We start from the raw sequence: 19255 nt of genomic DNA, 5'->3' as shown, positions 1-19255 counted from the left end.
GCCCAAAAACCGCTCTGTCCCACGCTGGGGAACGGTACTTTATTCTATTGCTAACCCCTTGTTTACCATGGAAAAGCATAGCACCCGTGCAGGAAGCAAAGAGGGGCTTTGTTCACTTTAAGCTGGCAGAAAACCGCCGTACCCCTTAGAAACGCCGCCACACTATACGCAAAAGCGCACCCGCAATCAGGAGTATAAAGCGGCCCATGTCTGACACCACGACAGAACAGCTGACCGGAACCTTCTCTGACATCCTGCCCAAAATGACGGCTGACGAAGTGCCTACAGCCCTTCTGCCGGTCGAAGGGCAGGAGGGTGTATGGCACCTTGCGCCGCCTACTAAGGAGTATGGCCACCTCTACCCGGCAAAAGTGCTGACCGTACACCATTGGACGGAACGCCTGTTCAGCTTCACCACGACACGTGACCCCGGCCTACGCTTTGAAAACGGGCAGTTTGCGATGATCGGGATTGAAGTGAACGAAAAGCCGCTGCTGCGCGCTTATTCTCTGGCTTCTCCCAACTATGAAGATGAACTTGAGTTCCTCTCCATTGCCGTGCCGGATGGCCCGCTGACCTCCCGCCTGCGCCATGTCAAGGTGGGGGACACCGTACTGGTGGGCCGCAAACCGACTGGCACCCTGATTTTGGATAACCTGCGCCCGGGCCGTAACCTGTACTTCCTGTCCACAGGTACGGGGCTTGCGCCTTTCATGAGCCTGATCAAAGACCCGGCCTGCTATGAAAAATACGAAAAGGTTATTCTGAGCCACACCGTGCGTCTGTCTGGCGAACTGGCTTATTACAACCACATTCGCCACGAACTGCCAGAGCATGAGTTTCTGGGGGAAGATATTGCAGGCAAACTGCTCTACTACCCGGCTGTTACCCGTGAAGAATATGCCGTAACGGACCGTATCACCAAGCTGATTGAAAACGGTCAGATCTTCCGTGACCTCAACATTCCGGAACTGGACCCTGAGCATGACCGCGTCATGATCTGTGGGTCACCTGAAATGCTGGCCGATACGGAAGCCCTGCTTCAGGCGCGTGGGTTTGATGAAGGCAACATGTCCAACCCCGGCTCTTATGTGGTGGAAAAAGCCTTCGCTGGACGCTAAGGGTCTTTTATCTCTTTTTCAGACCCAACACACCAAGGAGCCTGCACCATGTCCCACGAGTTCGATCTTCTTGTGATTGGTGCAGGGTCTGGCGGAGTACGCTGCGCGCGTATTGCCGCCAGCCATGGTGCCAAAGTTGCTATTGTTGAAAGCCGCCACTGGGGTGGTACCTGCGTTAATCTGGGCTGCGTCCCTAAAAAACTGATGGTGCAGGCCAGTGAATATGGTGACCTGGTGGATGACAGCCATGCTTTTGGCTGGTCCAGCACACGCGGCACCCACGACTGGGCGACTCTGATAGCCGCCAAAGACAAAGAAATTACCCGCCTGAATGGTATTTACGTGTCCATGCTGGAAAAAGCAGGCATTGCCCTGTTTACCGGCCACGCACGGTTTGAAGATGCCCATACCGTTGTGGTTGAGCCATCCCCGCTTGCACCCGACGAGGCCCCGCGTACGGTCACGGCCAAACGGATTGTCATTGCCACAGGCTCTACACCGCTCAAGCTGGATATTCCAGGCGCAGACTATGCCATTACCTCTGACGAGGCCTTCCACCTGACCGAGCGCCCTCAGCGCGTTGTGATTGTCGGCAGTGGCTATATTGGCGTGGAATTTGCCGGTATTTTTGCAGGCCTTGGCTCTACCGTTGACATGGTGCAACGCCACGACCTGCCCCTGCGCGGTTTTGACGAAGATCTGCGGAAAGAGTTGAAGGATGCCATTGCCGTGCGTGGCATCACCCTGCACGGCAATGCCGCCCCCACACGCATAGAAAAGACAGGCACCGCATACACCGTCAGCCTGAACAACGGCCAGACGCTGGATGCTGACTGCGTGTTTTTTGCCGTAGGCCGCCGCCCGAAGATCGATTCGCTCGGGTTGGAGAAAGCTGGCGTCAGCACAGCCAAGGGCGGCCGCATTGCCGTGAATGACAGGCAGGAAACCAGCCAGCCGAACATTTATGCCATTGGCGATGTAACGGACCGCCTGAACCTGACCCCCGTTGCCATTGCAGAAGGCCATAATCTGGCAGACAGCCTGTTTGGCAAGGAACCGCCGCGCACCTGGTCTCTCGACACCACACCCAAGGCGGTCTTTTTCTCTCCTCCACTCGCATCAGTCGGTCTGACGGAAGAGGAAGCCGCCAAAAACGGTGTGCTGGATATTTACCTGACCCGCTTTACCCCCATGCGCCACACCCTGAGCGGCCGTAAAGACCGCAAAACCATCATGAAACTGGTTGTGGACCAAGCCAGCCAGAAAGTGGTGGGTGCGCATATTCTGGGTGATGATGCTGCCGAAATGATGCAGGGCGTAGCCATTGCCGTAACTGCCGGCCTCCGGAAAGTGGATTTTGACCGCACAGTTGGCATCCACCCGACCTCCGCCGAGGAACTGGTCACACTGCGTACCCGCACGCGCGAAACACCAAAAGCCAGCTAAGACGCTTTTTACCACGCCCCTGACAGGAAAAAGCCCCATGCCCCTTTCCAGCACCCCACCGCATGCTGCCGCTACGGCCCACGACTCCTATGATCTGGTCCTGAAAGGTGGCTCCGTTGTGCTGCCGGACGCCACGGTCATAACGGATGTCTATGTGCGCAATGGCCTGATTGCCGCCATTGGCGGGCAAGGCAAAGCCGAGCGCACGCTAGACTGCACAGGGCTGACCATTCTGCCGGGCGTCATTGACACACAGGTTCATTTCCGTGAGCCGGGTGCTACGGAAAATGAGGATCTGGAAAGCGGAAGCCGCGCCGCTGTACTCGGTGGCGTGACGGGCGTTTTTGAAATGCCCAACACCAAACCCACCACATCAACCCCTGAAGCGGTGGCAGACAAACTGGCCCGCGCCAAAGGCCGCATGTGGTGCGACCACGCATTTTATGTGGGTGCCACTAGCGACAACGCTGACCACTGTGGTGAACTTGAAAAACTGCCGGGCACAGCAGGCATCAAAGTCTTCATGGGCTCGTCCACCGGTAATCTTCTGGTCTCTGAAGATGACATGCTGGAACGCGTCTTCCGGTCTGGCCGCCGCCGGGTAGCCATCCATGCGGAAGATGAAGCACGGCTGAAAGAGCGTGTGGACTACCGTGTGGAAGGTGACCCGTCCTCCCACCCTGTCTGGCGGGATGATGAGACCGCGCTGCGGGCCACAACCCGCGCCCTCCGCCTTGCGCGTAAAACGGGCCGCCGGGTCCATATCCTGCACATCACTACACCGCAGGAACTGGAACTGATCTCACAGCATCGGGACATTGCAACCTGTGAAGTCACTCCCCAGCATCTGACGTTGGCGGGTGAGGAAGCCTATGCCCGCCTTGGGACGCTTGCACAGATGAACCCGCCCATTCGCTCCGGTGCGCATCGTGACGGGCTGTGGCATTGGGTTAGTCAGGGCATGCCGGATGTTATTGGCTCCGACCATGCTCCTCATTCCCTTACCAACAAGAACAAGCCTTATCCGGCCTCTCCATCAGGTATGCCGGGGGTACAAACGCTGCTGCCCCTCATGCTGGACCACGTGGCCAATAACCGTCTGACCCTGCGCCGCCTTGTGGACATGACCTCCGCCGGGCCACAGCGCCTGTTCGGCCTTGTGCGCAAAGGCCGCATTGCTGTGGGATATGACGCTGACTTCTCCATTGTGGACCTGAAGGCTACATGGACCGTGGAGCAGGATTGGCTGGCTTCCAAATGTGGCTGGTCTCCCTTTACCGGCACGCAGCTTATAGGCCGCCCTGTTGGCACAATTGTGCGGGGCCATCAGGTCATGTGGGAGGGTACGCTGGCTGAGCAGGCCATTGGCGAACCCCTGAAATTTGACGCGACAGACCGCCCCACGGTCTGATAAGCAGCTTTTTCCTTTTTCTGAGGTCCTGTTCTTTTTGACACATCCGGGCAGCATCTGCCCGGATGTTTTTGTCTTTTATCGCCTGACGGATTGCACAATGCCCACGCCTGACAAAACCCTGAAACTCGGTCTGGATTTTGGCACAACCAACAGCGTTGTTGTGCTGGCCCACCCTGATGGCAAAACGGAAACCCTGCGTTTTACCTTCCCTGAACACCCGACTTCAGACACCTGCCGTACCCTGCTGTGTTTCTGGCAGGAAGAAGTGGGGGCCCGCATTGTCCAGCAGGAAGCCATAGGCGCTGCCGCCATTGATGCGTATCTGGAAGACCCGGCGGACTCCCGCATGATCATGTCCATGAAGTCTTATCTGGCGCAGAAATCTTTTCGGGAAACACAGGTCTTCAGCCGCCGCCTGAGCTTAGAAGCTCTGATTGCGCATTTTCTGGCCAATTTGATGAAGGCTGTGGGTGTAAACCCTGACGGTGTGCATGTGACCGTAGGCCGGCCTGTCGAGTTTGCAGGTGACTTTCCAGACGATGCATTGGGTGAGCAACGCCTGCGGGACAGTTTTAAGGCCGCCGGATTCTCTCACGTTACCCTGGCGTGGGAACCAGAGGCCGCAGGCTGGCGCTTTGCCCAGCGCCTGACGGAACCCACCACCATTCTGGTAGGGGACTTTGGTGGCGGCACCAGTGACTTCTCGGTCATGCGGTTTGACCCGGCCAAACCCGGCCACGCCGAACCCTTAGGGCATGCAGGTGTTGGCATTGCCGGAGACCAGTTTGATTACCGGATTATCAATACGGTCATTGCCCCTCTGCTAGGCCGGGACTGCACCTACCGTGTAATGGGCGGGGAACCCCTGCCTGTTCCCATAGAATGGTATGCAAGTCTGGGCCGGTGGCATCGTCTGGCGCTTATGCGTACCCCCCAGACCCTGCGCGCCATGGAAGATGTTGCCCGCACAGTGTCAGACCCAGCAAAGTTACGGGCCTTGATTGATCTGGTGCAGGACCAGCAGGGGCAGGCCCTCTACCGTGCCGTTGGGGCCGCCAAAAGTGCTCTCTCCAAGGCAGACAGCACTGAGCTTTGCTTTCAGCACAGAGAGTTTCACGTCAAACACACCATTACCCGTGCGGATTTTGAAAGCTGGATTGCGCCAGACCTTCTTCAGTTTGACCGTGCAGTTGATCAGGCATTGAAAAATGCCGGATTACCCGCCTCCGCAGTTGACCGTGTGTTCCTGACAGGTGGCACGTCTTTTGTTCCCGCAGTGCGCCGCCTGTTTACTGACCGTTTTGGCCAGGAGCGCGTGGATACGGGCGGCGAGTTTGTGTCCGTTGCCGAAGGACTTGCCCTTATGAACGGACACGCCTGACCCGTTACGATGCACAATTAAAAAAGGCCATGAGGAACATCCCCATGGCCTTTTTGATGTCCGGCCTGCGCCAGTCTGCCGTTTACGGAAACGCGGTCCGCTGGAACTTGAAGCGGTCTACCAATGCGCGGAGAGGGGCAAACTGCTCTTCTGAGAATGTCTCGGTATGCACATGCTGGCCATCCGGGCTTTCAACAAACACGGTGGCATTCCAGTCTGCCGCACTAATGCCGGTCCACAGCGTCAGGTCCAGCACTTCCTGCCCGTTCTGGTCTTTCAGGCTGACGCGTGAATCCCCGGAAGAAGGCGGTGTCCGGTTTAGCGGCCCCCAGCCTGCCTTATGGTCTTCAAACCATGTGTTGAGGGTTTTTACTTCATCAGCAGTCAGCGCACGTTTGTGCCGCATCGGCCCCACTTCAATCTCGCCGCTCGCCACTTGTGGGAACGTGACGGGCTTGAGGTTGGGGAGAGCGAATGTCCAGATCAGACTCGCGGTGCCAACTGTCAGAATAAAAAAGCCGATCAGAAAGACCGTTTCTTTTCTCATGCCAATGTGCTCCTTACCCGCGTACCGCAGCGATGACACGCGCCACCTCGGCATCGGTCAGCTCAGGGTGGATGGGCAGCGCCAGAATGCGGGTTGCCAGATCTTCTGAAACAGGCAGAGCCGCGCCATCATGGTGGGTTTCGTACGCTGGTTGCTTATGCAGGGGCAGCGGATAGTAAATAGCGGAGGGTACGCCTTTCTCTTTAAGTCGTGCCTGAAGAGGCGCCCGCTCCGCCGGGTCTTTCAGCAGCACTGCGTAAATAGCCCATGCACTTTTGCTATTGGGTACCCGTACCGGTGTCTGCACAACATCTTTCAGCCCGGCATCATAGGCTTGGGCAATCGCATCGCGCCGTGCCAGTTCCTGTTTGAAACCGTCCAGTTTTGCCAGAAGCACAGCAGCCTGAATGGTATCCAACCGCCCGTTCATGCCAGTCCGGAGCACCTGATACCGCGTTTTGCCCTCACCGTGCGTCCGCAGGGAGCGGTACAGGTCTGCCCGCTCTGCATCATCTGTCAGAATGGCACCGCCATCCCCATAGCCGCCCAGCGGTTTGGACGGAAAGAAGGAAAGCGTGGTGGCAGTTGCTTCCCGCCCAAGCGGTTTCCCCTCAAGGTCTGCGCCAAAGGACTGAGCACAATCCGCCAGCAGAAACAGGCCTTCTTCCTGTGCAATGGCACGCAACTCTGCCCAGGGAGCAGGCTGGCCAAACAGATCCACCCCTACAATGGCGCGGGGTGTCAGTTTACCCGCATCGCGCACGGCACGGATACGCGCACGCAGATGCTGAGGGTCGATCTGGAAGGTATTGGGGTCAACATCCACAAAAACCGGGGTAGCGCCAAGCACCAGTGGAACTTCTGCGGTGGCGGTGTACGTGAAAGCTGGCAGGAAAACGGCATCACCACGGCCAATATTTTCGGCCATCATGACAATTTGCAGGGCATCCGTTCCGGAAGAAACACCAACGCATTCCTTGGCGCCACACCATTCCGCCAGACGTTTTTCCAGCTCAAAAACTTCCGGGCCCATGACAAAGTGGCAGTGGTCAAACACCGCATCCACACGCTGGCGCAGCCCCGGCCCCAAGCGCTTTTGCTGCGCTATTAGGTCCAGAAACGCAATCGGTTTGTCAGTCTTATCGGTCATTGAACCACCTGTTCTGTGCTGCCTGTATGTAAGGGAGGCGCGCCCTCCGCCACGACCGCCTGTGCTGCAGCCGCGCTGGGATTGCCCTCGGGATTATGTGTGAATTCGGGGACCAGCAACGTCAGAATACGCAAGGCTGCCTCAACATTGCCTTGCCGGGCAAAGGCCGCAATCTGATCAACAGCGTGAGAGACTTCCTGCAAGTCCACCACGCGCGGCTTTGCCATCAGCAGTCCCGGATTATCCGTTGGCACCGGTGCCTCCCGACCGTGGAACAGTTCTTCATACAGCTTTTCACCCGGACGCATGCCAGTAAAGCGGATAGCAACATCCTCTTCCGGACGCAGCCCGGCCAAGCGGATCATCTGGCGGGCAAGATCCACAATTTTGATCGGATCTCCCATATCCAGCACAAATATGCCGCCACCGCGCAACAGGGTGTCCGTATCGGACAGGCCTGCCCCATGTGTGCCCCGCACACTGGCTTGCAGCACAAGCCCTACAGCTTCTGACACAGTCATGAAATAGCGGCGCATATCCGGATGAGTGATGGTCACAGGCCCCCCACGCTCCAACTGGCGACGGAATAGCGGCACAACAGACCCGGTTGACCCCAATACGTTCCCGAACCGGACCGTAATACAGCGCATGGCCTGCGCATTGCCCGAGGCCCGTGCCTGAATATCCAACGCCTGACAATACATCTCCGCAGCGCGTTTGGCCGCCCCCATCAGGCTGGACGGATTAACCGCCTTGTCTGTGGAGATCACTACCATAGCCTGTGCGCCATGTCGCGCTGCGGCATCAGCCACCACACGGGTACCGTGCACGTTGGTCAGCAGGCCTTCCGCCGGGTTCGCTTCTACAATCGGCACATGCTTGAGCGCTGCGGCGTGAAACACAAGGGCGGGCTTATATGCCGCCATAATCCGTTCAATACGGTTTTCATCCCGAATATCGGCCACAAGCGCTACACGCGGCACATGGGGGGCCTGCTCAGCCAGTTCCGTATCGATCTGCCACAATTCGAACTCACCGTGGTCCAGCAGGATCAGACGAGCCGGACCGAGATGTGCAATCTGCCGCACCAACTCGGACCCGATACTCCCCCCTGCCCCGGTCACCAGCACAGTGCGGCCACCGATCATGCGCTCCATGCCTTCCCGGTCTAGTGGAACCTGCGGACGGTTCAACAGGTCTTCCAGCGGAACAGGGCGTAACTCAACACGTTCGGCAGGGGTTAGAGTTGTCAGGGCGGGGGTACGCAGCACCGTAATGCCATGGGCCGCTGCGGCATCCAGCACCTTGGTGAGTGCCTGCCCCCGGAATGTTGGCTCCGTCACAACCAGAGATTCGGGCAGGGTATGCGCACGCTCCAGACGATCCAGAATGTCGCTCACATCCTCAATATGCCCGAGGATAGGCACGTTATGAATCCGTCGCCCAGCCTGATGCGTTCCCAGAGCAATAAGACCGACAACCCGGATGCCATCTTCCGGGTTACGCTCAATGGAGCGCAAATACAGGTCTGCCACCGCATCCACGCCAATTAACACAACGCGGCGCTGGTCAGCTTTGCGTAAGGCCCGCCTGTAGGCAAGCCTGTAGCACACACGCAGCCCACCCAGCATGACCAGCAGCACAAGCGCATAAATAATGGGAAACGTCGGGCTGGGTAAGTTATGGTGCCCCAGCCGCAGCCCCACCGAAAACAGCAGCGCGCTGGCAACAGAAGCACCAGCAATGCCGATAAGGTCAGACACGCCTGAGAAGCGCCAGTATTGCTGTGGCATACGAAAAGGCAGACCACTGACAACCAGCGTTATGGCGCCCCCTGCCAAAAACCAGAGGGGATGCAGGAGGCCATCCTGCGGGGCAGCAAGCCACCGTGCCAGCGGCGCAGCAATAGCCGCCAACATGCCGTCAAGAAGGATGTTGACCAGGATTCTATTGAGCGGGCGCAGCTTGGGACTACGATGCAAAGGCTCTGAGCGTTGCGATACCATTATCTTGCACCTATAGCGTAGCACTTGCCATCCTAGAAGCTGCACATTACCGCGATTATATGCCCATGCTCCTCTCTGACCCCATTCTGGCTGTTTTCTGCCTGCTTTGCGCTGCATTTTTTGCGGCAGGGCTGGTGCGTGTCATGATTAATCTGGCCGTACTGGACCACCCAGGACACCGCAGCGCACACGAAACCCCTGTCCCTAAAGGGGGTGGTGTTGGGGTTATGGCGTCTTTTTTTCTTTTTTTTCCCCTCGTGCAGGACATTACTGGCCATAGCGTTTTGCAGGCCGATGTTATTCTGACAGCCGTGGCCACAGCTCTGTTGGCCTGCGTGTCCTGGGCAGATGACCTGTACCAGTGGCCTGCCTCCATCAAGCTGGTCGCTCAGACCGCTGCTGCGGCTCTGGTTATTGCTGGTGGTACGGCCACGTCATGGCCCGCCCCGTCTTATGGGCTGGTGCTGTCACTGTTCTGGCTGGTGTTTATTACCAACGCCGTCAATTTCATGGATGGGCTTAACGGGCTTATTTCGGGCTGTCTGATTGTCGGCAACCTGTTTGTGGCTGCAACCGGCACATATTTTGGCCTGCCGGATCTGGTATGGCCTGCCCTGATGCTTGCAGGGTGCCTGTGCGGCTTTCTGCCGTTCAACTTCCCTAAAGCCCGTATTTTTCTAGGGGATGTCGGCAGTCAGGGCTGTGGCCTGCTGGCAGGTACGGCCGCCCTGTACATGACCCGGCACACCAGTCAGCCGTCCGGCTGGGTATTGGGGCCTGCACTGCTCTCCCCTCTGATTTTCGATGTCCTGTTCACGCTTGTACGGCGCAAGCTAGCAGGCCACTCGCTTATGCAGGCGCATAGAGGCCATTTGTATCAGGTGCTGCACCGCAGCGGCATGAACCCTGTGCTCATTACGCTGTGCGAATGTGGGTTTGTGCTCTGGGGGGGCATGGTTGCCGTGTACACAGCGCCCTTCCTGCCGCTCAAGGCGGCCTGCGTGGCAATGCCTTTACTCGCACTCCCGCAACTGGGGTGGTTGGCACTGGCCATTATAAGAACACGCCGCCACCCGGTTGGCCCGTGGTAGCGGCGCGCCTATCACAGTCGTTTAAGCTGTGAGGGTTGGTCTTTAGTTCTTAAGTTCGAAGGTCAGGCCTTCAGCAGAACTGGCGAGACGAGCACCTTTGGTTGCCGTTTCAATTTTGATGCGTACGCCGTTCTTGTTTTCAAGCACCAGACCGCCCAGACCGTTCCCCAGTGTGGCTTCACCATGGGCGGCTGCGTAGGTACCAGCAAAGTCTTCAGCCTTGTGCAGGTTGTAAACCGTGCCTTTGCCTTCGATATGAGAGAAACCAACGGCTGCAATCGTTCCACCGGTAATGGAGTATTTGTAGGTCTTACCGCCAAAGCGCAGTTTGGCGTCGCCCCACGTATAGCCGATGCCTACATCTGCTGATTTAGCAGAAAGGGTAATCGTACCGGTTTTGGTGCCCATGGCATCGCCTGCAGCAAAGGCGGCTGGAGCCAGAGAAGCTGTTGCAAAAGTGAGAGCCGCAGCGGCGGCAAATGTAGCAAACCGCATTTGAACGTTCCTTTGGTTAACAATCTCGTCTCAGATACAGTTGCAGGCTTTAAAATACCCTGAGTGCTGCATTTGAAAGTTGTTTAACAAAACGTTCTGATATGCGGAAAAGTTGCCTTGTAGCCGTTGAAGCGCAAAATTTTCTGCGTCAACGGCTCAAGAGCATGGTTGTAGTCTGGCTTAAGCCGCGGCTACGCGGCGCAGGCGGCGTACTGGCTGTTCTTTTTTCTCTGCCTGAGTTGCCTTCTTGGCTTCATCATCTGCGGCGCTGCCCATGATGGAGCGAATTTCCTTCAGGTAAGACGCACCTTTGGGTGTGCGCTGTACCAGAACGGAACGACGGTCCAGCGGGTCAACCTTACGGCGGGCCAGATCCAGCTCTCCCAGACGGTCCAGAGCGCGGGTGATAGCCGGCTTGGAGACATTAAGGCTGGACGCAAGGCCGCGCACCGTGTGACCGGATTCGTCCAGATAGCAGGTCAGGAACACTGCAAGCTGGCGCGCAGACAAGTCTGGGCCATCGCCACGCACGAGAGACACCACAGTGTCCCGAAGTGTTTTTACCAGTTCTTCTGCGTGGGCTGCATTCTGTGCCATCGCGTTTCATCCTTGTTTTGATACCGATGGTCAGCCCGTAGAAGGCGCGGCATCGGTCTTGGTAACCGTTATCCGGCAGAGTAGATCCGGCTTATATAGGAACCGGAACAGGTATTTAAATCCTGTAACGATAAAATAGTTCCACCGGTGGTCACTTTTCTTTACGCATCCGCTCCATTCTGGTTCGCGAACAATTTTTCAAGCATAGCAAAAACAGCCCTAACCCCAGGAGAATCCCCGCCTTCAGGCCGTCCGGGGCGGCTGGAATCATTCCATGCATAGGTGTCGATATGCGCCCACCGCTGGCCTGCCTTTACAAAACGCTCAAGAAACAGTCCGGCCGTTACTGCACCGGCCATAGGTTTAGATGAAATATTATTCAGGTCCGCTACTGAACTGGACAGCCATCCGGCATAGCCTTGCCAGAGTGGTAACCGCCATAAAGGGTCCGCCTGAGCATGACTTACTGCAAGAAGGGCCTCAGCCACCCCCTCATCATTACAAAACAGGCCGGGCAAATCTGGCCCTAATGCAACGCGAGCGGCACCCGTCAAGGTGGCCATATCCAGCAATAGGTCTGGAGTCGTTTCTCCGGCCTCAGCCAGCAGATCACACAGCACCAGACGGCCTTCCGCATCCGTATTGCCAATTTCCACTGTCAGGCCAGCCCGACTTTTCACCACATCCAGCGGCCGCATAGCATGGCCGGACACACTGTTTTCCACGCAGCCAAGCCGTACCTCCAACTGTATAGGCAGATCTTGCGTCATGATCATCCGTGCCAGAGCCAAGACGGATGCAGCACCCCCCATATCTTTTTTCATACGCAACATGCCCGCAGACGGCTTGATGTCGTACCCACCGGAGTCAAAGCACACACCTTTGCCTACCAGTGAAATCAGGGGCGCCTTCTTGCCTGCCTTACTGCCACGCCACCGGGCTATGGCAACACGGGGGCCACGGTCAGAGCCGTTACCCACATGCGCGAGCAGAGGGTAAGCCTTGTCCAGCGCCTTCCCTTTTATAATCTCCACCTCAGCCCCAAGCGGGGCCAGTGCATCCCGCGCAGCGTGGGCCAGTTCGGTTGGGCCAAGCAGGTTGGCGGGGGTGTTAATCAGGTCTCGTGCCAACCAGATGGAACGGGCCGTTTCCACCGCGCGCCCAGTTTTTTCTTCCTCCATGACCACCAGTTTCGGCTTGGCCGTCTGCTCGGTGGCACTGGCTTTGAGGGAAAACTGGTAGGAGCCCAGACAAAAGCCCAGCACCACATCGTCCCGCTCTACATCGTCGGGGGCGTGAACCTGCCAGTTACCCGGCGGCAATTTTCCTGCCAGTGCGCCAAACTGGTAGGGGTCTTTCACCCCAACTGGCGCAATCCCGAACACGGCTGAAAGCTGCCCTGCTGTGTCCGGCACAAGTGCTATATCTCCCGGCTCTCCGGTAAAACCACATGCCTGCACGAAAGCCACCCCTGTGGGGCCAAGATGAGTCTTGAGTCGCGCTATATCGGGCGCTCTCACCGCATAAACGGTGTGCGCTTTCTTCTGGTTACGGCGTAAAACACTCAGGCACTCTGCATCTTGAACGGGCATGACTTTTTCCTCCTGTCCGCAAAATTGCCTGTCCGTGGGTGGGGATGCAATGGTTAAGAAACAGCAACAGCTTGCTTTTAAAAGCATACCGGCTGACCATAGCGGCATGATGGATACCCCCCGCCGCCCGGCCCCCCGTGTGCGTGCCCTTACCGCTGATGATGAAACGCCGGTCAGAGCCATTCTTGGCCCGACCAATACCGGCAAGACCCATCTGGCCCTGGAGCGTATGCTGGCCCATCACTCCGGCATTATGGGGTTTCCGCTCCGCCTTCTGGCGCGGGAGAACTATGACCGCATGGTCAAGCTGAAAGGGGTGAGGGCCGTAGCCCTCATTACCGGGGAAGAGAAGATCATTCCCCCCGGTGCTCGCTGGTTTTCCTGCACGGTTGAAGCCATGCCTGTAGACCGCAAGGTGGACTTTGTTGCTGTTGATGAAATTCAGCTCTGCGCCGACCCAGAGCGCGGCCATATCTTTACAGACCGCCTGCTGAACGCCCGGGGTGAGTCCGAAACGCTGTTTCTGGGCGCTGAGACCATAGCCCCCCTGCTCCGCACCCTGATACCCGGAGTGGAGATTGAAACGCGCCCCCGGCTCTCCAACCTTGAACATACGGGGTATACGCGCCTGAGCCGCCTGCCACCCCGCACGGCCATTGTGGCGTTTTCAGCCGGGGATGTGTACGCCATTGCAGAACTGATCCGCCGCAGGCGCGGCGGCTGCGCGGTTGTTATGGGGCAGCTTTCCCCCCGCACCCGTAATGCACAGGTTGCCCTCTATCAAAACCGCGAGGTGGATTATCTGGTTGCGACCGATGCCATTGGCATGGGGCTGAACATGGATATTCACCATGTCGCCTTTGCTGGCATGTCCAAATTTGATGGCTCCCGCAGGCGGATCCTGACCCCGGCAGAAGTAGCCCAGATTGCAGGCCGCGCGGGCCGTGGCACGCAGGATGGCACCTTTGGCACAACCGGAGACTGCACACCCTTTACAGAAAATCTGGTTGATGCGGTCGAGAACCACCAGTTCGAGCCTCTCCACCACTTATACTGGCGCAATAGTGCGCTGGACTACACCACCCTCCAAACCCTGCATGCCAGCCTGTGCCGGAAAACGCCCGCACCCGGATTATGGGGGGCTGACCCCTCCTCCGATCTGCTCGCCCTGTCTGCGCTGATGCGCGACCCGACCATCCAGAGCCTGTGCAAAAGCCCAGAGCACACGCGCCTGCTCTGGGAGGTCTGCCAGATACCCGATTTTCGTAAATTGGGAGAAGACAGCCATATCCGCCAATGTGCACAGATTTTTGTAACCCTTGTGCGCAAAAATCAGCTTCCATCATCATGGCTGGAAACGCGACTGGTCAATCTGGAACGCACAGAAGGGGATATCGACTCCCTCATGCAGCGTCTGATGGGCATAAGGCTCTGGGCTTATGTCGCCAACCGCGCAGACTGGGTTGAGAACCCGGAGCTCTGGCGTAGCCGGACCCGCACTGTGGAAGATGCTCTGTCTGACATTCTGCATGAGCGTCTGGCTGCACGATTTGTGGATAAACGGGCCACCAGTCTGGCCCGCCGCCTGGAAGAGGCTGATACGCGCCCTCTGCTCTCCGCCATTACACGCACAGGGGAGGTCAGCGTTGAAGGCCACCCTGTCGGGCAAATGCAGGGCTTTGCCTTCCTGCCAGACCCTGAGGCTGCCCGCTCAGACCAGCCATTGCTGCTGCGGGCGGCCCGCCGGGCGGCCCGTAGCGAGATACCACGCCGGGTCACCCAGTTTCTCCACGCGCCCGATGACACGTTGCGCCTTGATATCGCAACGGGTGTCCTACTGTGGCAGGATGACCCGATTGGCAGGCTTCAGAAAACGGATGAACTCCTTAAACCCGCTGTGCATGTGACCACAGCCGAGTTTCTGGATGCTGCACACCGCGAGCGTATCCGCCTTAAATTGACGGATTTTGTCACCCGCACCATTCAGCATGGTCTGGCCCCGCTTTTTAAGGCAGCGGATGCCGTGGCGAGTGTACCTGTCTTACGTGGCCTGATGCACGGCCTGCTAGAGCATGCTGGTGTCATGCCCTTGCCGCCCCGTGAGTTTCTGACGCCACGCAATGCCGCAGCCTTACGCAAACATGGGGTACTCTCAGGCCCTACAGCGTTATTTTGCCCTGCTGTGCTCCGGCCACAGGCCATGGCACTACGGGCTTTGCTTTTGGCCGTGCAGGGTGGCTACACGCCATTTACCTTACCACGGGCTGGTGCAGTATCCTTCAAGGCCGACAGCCTCTCCCTTCCTGCTGAGGAAGCACACTCTGCGCTGCCACGGATTGGGTGGATACCGGCAGGCCCACTCTGGGTCCGACTCGATATCGCAGAAGAGATAAAGCGCTCTCTGCACCATCTGGCGGAAAAAAGGCCCGTCCCACTGCCTACGGGCTTGGCAAATAGACTGGGGGCAACCTCTGCCATACTGCCGGATGTTCTCATGGGTTTGTCTATTCCGCTACAATTACCAGCATTACTTGGCAAAAAGCAGTACGGGCCCCCTGCCCCTATACTGATAAAACCTGCAAAACAGGCTATGCCGCATAAACACCGCACGAAGCAGCGAGGCCGCCAAAGGCCTATACCGCCCCCTGCATCTGGTGCATTTGCCGCATTGGCAGTGTTGCAAAAACGCCTATAAAGTGAGCTACGCACACCCGGAAAGGGCGATACCTTGTGCAAGCGGGTTGCCATTGGCCGCAAACGCCCTCATATCATGCGCCATCCTTGGTGGTATGCGCCTATCGTGCCATGCCATTTGACCCCCGGCCAGACCCTGTTCAGGCCTTCAGATAATTTCGGAGATGGCAATGACCTACGTGGTCACTGAAAACTGCATCCGCTGCAAATTCATGGACTGTGTTGAAGTCTGCCCTGTTGACTGCTTCTATGCTGGCGAAAACTTCCTGGTTATTAACCCGGATGAATGCATTGACTGTGGCGTTTGCGAGCCGGAATGCCCTGCTGAAGCCATTTTCCCCGACAGCGATGACCGTGCAACAGCTTGGGCTGAACTTAACGCATCCTACTCCACCAAGTGGCCGAACATTACCCGTAAGGGCACGGCCCCGGCAGATGCGGAAGAATGGAAAGACAAACCCAATAAGGCTGATTTGCTTTCTCCAGAGCCCCACAAAGGCTAAGACCACCACCCTTTTCCGTGGTTGTTTACTCTGGCGCGCCTACCCTTGTGGTAGCCGCGCCATTTTTTTGGCCTGCTCTTAAAGAGCCAAACTTAAAACACCCTACCGTTTCAGGCGCGTCTTTCATGAACTGGAGGAACGTCGCCCCTTTCAGCTTCTGCACGAAAAACAGCACATAACGCCATTCACTCAGCCGGAAGACAGGCACAAAAAAGCCCCGGAGTTACCCCCGGAGCTTTTTTCGTCATGTTCTGGCCAACCCGAAGGCTGGCCAGAAAACCCGATATTAGCGGGACATCATGTGGATAGCTGTGTTGTTCATGATGAACAGTGTGCCAATGATGAAAATGGCAACAAACCCAACAGTGAACACAAAGCACATGTTGTTCCAGCGCTGTTCAGACCCACCACCCATGTGAAGGAAGTAGTGCAGGTGAACAACCACCTGAACAAGAGCCAGAACGGACAGAGCCAGAATTGTACCAGACGGAGACAGGCTGTGCGTTGCAACAACTGCAAAAGCCAGAACCGTCAGGATAACAGCAAGAACAAAACCAATAACGTAAGACGTTACGCTACCATGGCTCTCGCCGGAGGAGGATGTGTGAATTTCGCTCATCAGACCATGCTCGCCAGATAGACATAGGTGAAGACGCAGATCCAGACGATATCCAGGAAGTGCCAGAACAGGCTCAGGCAGGTGAGCTTGTTCATCATGCGTTCCGGAATAGCGGTTGTCCCCATGAGTTGAACGATCAGGGTTACAATCCAGATCAAACCACAGGTCACGTGCAGACCGTGGGTCGCCACCAGCGTGAAGAAGGCGGACAGGAACGCACTGCGGTCCGGACCTGCACCTTCATGGATCATGTTGGCAAATTCGTTCACTTCCAGACCAACGAAGCCGAGGCCGAGCAGGAAGGTCACGCCAAGCCACATGATGACTTTGCTGATCTCATTCTTATGGGCAGCAATCATGCCGAACCCATAAGTGATGGAAGAAATAAGCAGCAGGGCGGTTTCAATCGCCAGGCCACTAATTTCGAACAGTTGGTGGCCGGAAGGGCCACCGTTGAACTGGTTACGCAGGACTGCAAACGTGGCAAATAGCGAGCCAAAGATAATGCAGTCGGTCATCAGGTAGACCCAGAACCCGAACACCACCGGAGATTCGTGATGGTGTTCGTCGTGGCCCGCGGTCTGAACAGTTGTGTCGTGTGCCATTATTCAGCTGCCTGTGCCATCAGTTTACGGGAATGCTCGTTCTCGATCCGGGCAACTTCATCAGCAGGGATGTAGTAATCGATATCTTTGTTGGCACTACGGGCAATAACTGTCCCGATCACACCAATAAGACCGATTGCTGCAAGCCACCAGATGTACCAGACGGCAGCAAAACCAAACACCAGACTGAAACCACCCACGAGAAGACCAGCAGCCGTGTTTTTCGGCATATGGATTGCTTCGTAAGGGCCACCAGCGCAGCGGGTATCAATACCGTTTTCTTTGTCATGCATGAAAGCATCAAGCTCATGCACGTGCGGAACGATAGCGAAGTTGTAAATCGGAGGCGGTGAAGAGGTAGACCATTCCAGAGAGCGGCCGTTCCATGGATCACCGGTAACGTCACGGTTCTGCGGCAGGTTACGGTCACGGATGGTGACGTAAAGCTGCGTCAGCTGGCAGACGATACCCAGCAGGATCAGCACTGCACCAACTTCAGCAACCAGCAGCCAGGGGTACCAGGCAGGGTTGTCGTAGTGGTTCAGACGACGGGTCATGCCTTCGAAGCCGACAACATACAGCGGAACGAATGCAAAGTAGAAGCCAACGAACCAGAACCAGAAAGCACGAATGCCCCAGCTTTCGTTCATCTTGAAGCCCATCACTTTCGGGAACCAGAAGTTCATGCCAGCGATGTAGCCGAAGTACACACCACCAATAATCACGTTATGGAAGTGGGCGATCAGGAACAGGGAGTTATGCAGCACAAAGTCTGCACCCGGAATAGCCATCATCACACCGGTCATACCACCGATGGTGAAGGTCACCATGAAGCCAATAACCCAGTACATGCAAGCATGATACTCGATGCGGCCCTTATACATGGTGAACATCCAGTTAAACAGCTTCACACCCGTCGGGATCGAAATCACCATGGTTGCAATGCCGAAGAAAGCGTTCACGTCCGGGCCTGCGCCCATTGTGAAGAAGTGGTGAACCCACACAAGGAAGGACAGAACCATGATGGCGCAGGTTGCGTAAACCATGGTGCCGTAACCAAACAGCGGTTTCTTTGAGAATGCCGGAACAACTTCAGAGAACACGCCGAAGGCGGGAATAACAAGAATGTAAACTTCAGGATGGCCCCAAGCCCAGATCAGGTTGAGGTACATCATCTGATTACCACCACCGTCATTGGTGAAGAAGTGCATGCCGAAGTAACGGTCCAGACCCAGCAGTGCAACCGCAACGGTCAGCACGGGGAAGGATACCATGATCAGAATGGAAGCGCAGAAAGCGGTCCAGGTGAAGACCGGCATTTTCATCCAGGTCATGCCAGGAGCGCGCATCTTCACGATGGTCACAAAGAAGTTCACACCGGTCAGCAGCGTACCAACACCAGAGAGCTGAATAGCCCAGATGTAGTAATCCACGCCAACGCCAGGACTGAACTGAGATTCGGACAGCGGCGGGTAAGCCAGCCAGCCGCACTGCGAGAACTCACCGATGAACAGGGAAACGTTCACCAGGATAAACGCAATAGCGGTCATCCAGAAGCTCAGGTTGTTCAGGAACGGGAATGCAACGTCGCGGGCACCGATTTGCAGCGGCACAACGAAGTTGAACAGACCGGTCATGAACGCCATGGCCAAGAAGAAGATCATGATCGTGCCGTGAGCGGAGAAGATCTGATCGTAGTGATGGGGTGGGAGGTAACCGGGGTTACCTGCGTAAGCCAGCGCAAGCTGGGTACGCATCATGATAGCGTCCGCAAAACCACGGAACAGGGCAACTAGCGCCAGTACGATGTACATGACAGCCAGACGCTTATGGTCAACAGAAGTGAACCACTCTTTCCAGAGATAGCCCCATTTACCCAGATAAGTAATCAGCCCCAGAACCGCGAGGCCAATGATGACAACGCCAGCAAATGTACCAACGAGAATTGGCACATCAAACGGGATGGCCGATAGAGATAGTCTCCCTAACATTGA

16 protein-coding genes are annotated in these 19255 nt (G+C 56.8%); 7 read left to right on the top strand and 9 right to left on the bottom strand.

Going from position 1 to position 19255, the window contains the following annotated elements:
• Positions 1–263: 263 nt before the first annotated feature.
• The 4 genes from Abci_RS10415 (at position 264) to Abci_RS10400 (ending at position 5362) form a co-directional block, all read left to right on the top strand.
• Positions 264–1121: a ferredoxin--NADP reductase gene (locus Abci_RS10415; RefSeq protein ID WP_048839176.1), complete on the top strand. Its 858-nt coding sequence runs from the start codon at positions 264–266 to the stop codon at positions 1119–1121.
• Between the two features lie 48 nt (positions 1122–1169).
• Positions 1170–2567 (top strand): glutathione-disulfide reductase, encoded by a 1398-nt coding sequence (gorA, locus tag Abci_RS10410; protein WP_048839060.1) that lies wholly within the window; start codon positions 1170–1172, stop codon positions 2565–2567.
• A gap of 37 nt (positions 2568–2604) precedes the next feature.
• Positions 2605–3978 carry a dihydroorotase gene (locus Abci_RS10405; RefSeq protein ID WP_048839059.1) on the top strand — a complete coding sequence of 458 codons (1374 nt, stop codon included), beginning with the start codon at positions 2605–2607 and terminating at the stop codon, positions 3976–3978.
• 100 nt (positions 3979–4078) lie between these two features.
• A complete protein-coding gene (locus tag Abci_RS10400; protein WP_048839175.1) occupies positions 4079–5362 on the top strand; it encodes an Hsp70 family protein in 1284 nt (427 codons plus the stop codon).
• Between the two features lie 82 nt (positions 5363–5444).
• Here the strand turns inward: Abci_RS10400 and Abci_RS10395 are convergent, their stop codons facing one another.
• Genes Abci_RS10395 through Abci_RS10385 form a run of 3 tightly spaced genes read right to left on the bottom strand, consistent with a single transcriptional unit; the run spans position 5445 to position 9065 of the window.
• Positions 5445–5909 (bottom strand): hypothetical protein, encoded by a 465-nt coding sequence (locus Abci_RS10395; RefSeq protein WP_048839058.1) that lies wholly within the window; start codon positions 5907–5909, stop codon positions 5445–5447.
• A 13-nt stretch (positions 5910–5922) separates the two neighbouring features.
• Positions 5923–7059: a DegT/DnrJ/EryC1/StrS family aminotransferase gene (locus Abci_RS10390; RefSeq protein ID WP_048839057.1), complete on the bottom strand. Its 1137-nt coding sequence runs from the start codon at positions 7057–7059 to the stop codon at positions 5923–5925.
• Positions 7056–9065 (bottom strand): polysaccharide biosynthesis protein, encoded by a 2010-nt coding sequence (locus Abci_RS10385; RefSeq protein ID WP_048839056.1) that lies wholly within the window; start codon positions 9063–9065, stop codon positions 7056–7058. The genes Abci_RS10390 and Abci_RS10385 overlap by 4 nt, the downstream gene beginning before the upstream one ends.
• A 65-nt stretch (positions 9066–9130) precedes the next feature.
• Here Abci_RS10385 and Abci_RS10380 point away from each other — a divergent pair, with 65 nt between their 5' ends.
• Positions 9131–10156, top strand: coding sequence for an MraY family glycosyltransferase (locus Abci_RS10380; RefSeq protein WP_244877646.1), 1026 nt, complete (start codon positions 9131–9133; stop codon positions 10154–10156).
• Positions 10157–10198: 42 nt separating this feature from the next.
• On the opposite strand, the gene Abci_RS10375 is transcribed toward Abci_RS10380, so the two are convergent.
• From Abci_RS10375 to Abci_RS10365, 3 genes are all read right to left on the bottom strand, one after another.
• The gene (locus Abci_RS10375; protein ID WP_048839054.1) at positions 10199–10651 is read right to left on the bottom strand and encodes a hypothetical protein; all 453 of its coding nucleotides are present in this window, start codon (positions 10649–10651) and stop codon (positions 10199–10201) included.
• Between the two features lie 180 nt (positions 10652–10831).
• Positions 10832–11248, bottom strand: coding sequence for a MarR family transcriptional regulator (locus Abci_RS10370; RefSeq protein WP_048839053.1), 417 nt, complete (start codon positions 11246–11248; stop codon positions 10832–10834).
• 161 nt (positions 11249–11409) lie between these two features.
• Positions 11410–12840 carry a leucyl aminopeptidase family protein gene (locus Abci_RS10365; RefSeq protein ID WP_048839052.1) on the bottom strand — a complete coding sequence of 477 codons (1431 nt, stop codon included), beginning with the start codon at positions 12838–12840 and terminating at the stop codon, positions 11410–11412.
• Between the two features lie 106 nt (positions 12841–12946).
• Here Abci_RS10365 and Abci_RS10360 point away from each other — a divergent pair, with 106 nt between their 5' ends.
• Together Abci_RS10360 and fdxA are read left to right on the top strand one after the other, a co-directional pair.
• On the top strand, positions 12947–15535 hold the full coding sequence (locus tag Abci_RS10360; protein ID WP_052944823.1) for a helicase-related protein: 2589 nt from the start codon (positions 12947–12949) through the stop codon (positions 15533–15535).
• 169 nt (positions 15536–15704) lie between these two features.
• Entirely contained in the window at positions 15705–16037 is a 333-nt protein-coding gene (gene fdxA, locus Abci_RS10355) for a ferredoxin FdxA (protein WP_048839173.1), read from the top strand.
• Positions 16038–16323: 286 nt separating this feature from the next.
• On the opposite strand, the gene cyoD is transcribed toward fdxA, so the two are convergent.
• The 3 genes from cyoD to cyoB are packed head-to-tail and all read right to left on the bottom strand — an operon-like array spanning position 16324 to position 19252.
• Positions 16324–16656 (bottom strand): cytochrome o ubiquinol oxidase subunit IV, encoded by a 333-nt coding sequence (gene cyoD / locus Abci_RS10350; protein ID WP_048839050.1) that lies wholly within the window; start codon positions 16654–16656, stop codon positions 16324–16326.
• A complete protein-coding gene (gene cyoC / locus Abci_RS10345; protein ID WP_048839049.1) occupies positions 16656–17261 on the bottom strand; it encodes a cytochrome o ubiquinol oxidase subunit III in 606 nt (201 codons plus the stop codon). Before cyoC ends, cyoD begins: the two co-directional genes overlap by 1 nt.
• On the bottom strand, positions 17261–19252 hold the full coding sequence (cyoB, locus tag Abci_RS10340) for a cytochrome o ubiquinol oxidase subunit I (RefSeq protein WP_048839048.1): 1992 nt from the start codon (positions 19250–19252) through the stop codon (positions 17261–17263). The genes cyoC and cyoB overlap by 1 nt, the downstream gene beginning before the upstream one ends.
• Positions 19253–19255: the final 3 nt, after the last annotated feature.

Source organism: Acetobacter cibinongensis (genome assembly GCF_000963925.1).
GTDB classification, from domain to species: Bacteria; Pseudomonadota; Alphaproteobacteria; order Acetobacterales; family Acetobacteraceae; genus Acetobacter; species Acetobacter cibinongensis.
Note: the sequence above shows the minus strand (reverse complement) of the source record. Positions and strands in the feature narration are given on the sequence as shown.

Bases quoted from the DNA above. Each gene is read 5' to 3' on its own strand.
- Abci_RS10415 (WP_048839176.1), top strand. From the start codon at position 264: ATGACGGCTGACGAAGTGCCTACAGCCCTTCTGCCGGTCGAAGGGCAG.
- gorA (WP_048839060.1), top strand. From the start codon at position 1,170: ATGTCCCACGAGTTCGATCTTCTTGTGATTGGTGCAGGGTCTGGCGGA.
- Abci_RS10405 (WP_048839059.1), top strand. From the start codon at position 2,605: ATGCCCCTTTCCAGCACCCCACCGCATGCTGCCGCTACGGCCCACGAC.
- Abci_RS10400 (WP_048839175.1), top strand. From the start codon at position 4,079: ATGCCCACGCCTGACAAAACCCTGAAACTCGGTCTGGATTTTGGCACA.
- Abci_RS10395 (WP_048839058.1), bottom strand. From the start codon at position 5,909: ATGAGAAAAGAAACGGTCTTTCTGATCGGCTTTTTTATTCTGACAGTT.
- Abci_RS10390 (WP_048839057.1), bottom strand. From the start codon at position 7,059: ATGACCGATAAGACTGACAAACCGATTGCGTTTCTGGACCTAATAGCG.
- Abci_RS10385 (WP_048839056.1), bottom strand. From the start codon at position 9,065: ATGGTATCGCAACGCTCAGAGCCTTTGCATCGTAGTCCCAAGCTGCGC.
- Abci_RS10380 (WP_244877646.1), top strand. From the start codon at position 9,131: ATGCTCCTCTCTGACCCCATTCTGGCTGTTTTCTGCCTGCTTTGCGCT.
- Abci_RS10375 (WP_048839054.1), bottom strand. From the start codon at position 10,651: ATGCGGTTTGCTACATTTGCCGCCGCTGCGGCTCTCACTTTTGCAACA.
- Abci_RS10370 (WP_048839053.1), bottom strand. From the start codon at position 11,248: ATGGCACAGAATGCAGCCCACGCAGAAGAACTGGTAAAAACACTTCGG.
- Abci_RS10365 (WP_048839052.1), bottom strand. From the start codon at position 12,840: ATGCCCGTTCAAGATGCAGAGTGCCTGAGTGTTTTACGCCGTAACCAG.
- Abci_RS10360 (WP_052944823.1), top strand. From the start codon at position 12,947: ATGATGGATACCCCCCGCCGCCCGGCCCCCCGTGTGCGTGCCCTTACC.
- fdxA (WP_048839173.1), top strand. From the start codon at position 15,705: ATGACCTACGTGGTCACTGAAAACTGCATCCGCTGCAAATTCATGGAC.
- cyoD (WP_048839050.1), bottom strand. From the start codon at position 16,656: ATGAGCGAAATTCACACATCCTCCTCCGGCGAGAGCCATGGTAGCGTA.
- cyoC (WP_048839049.1), bottom strand. From the start codon at position 17,261: ATGGCACACGACACAACTGTTCAGACCGCGGGCCACGACGAACACCAT.
- cyoB (WP_048839048.1), bottom strand. From the start codon at position 19,252: ATGTTAGGGAGACTATCTCTATCGGCCATCCCGTTTGATGTGCCAATT.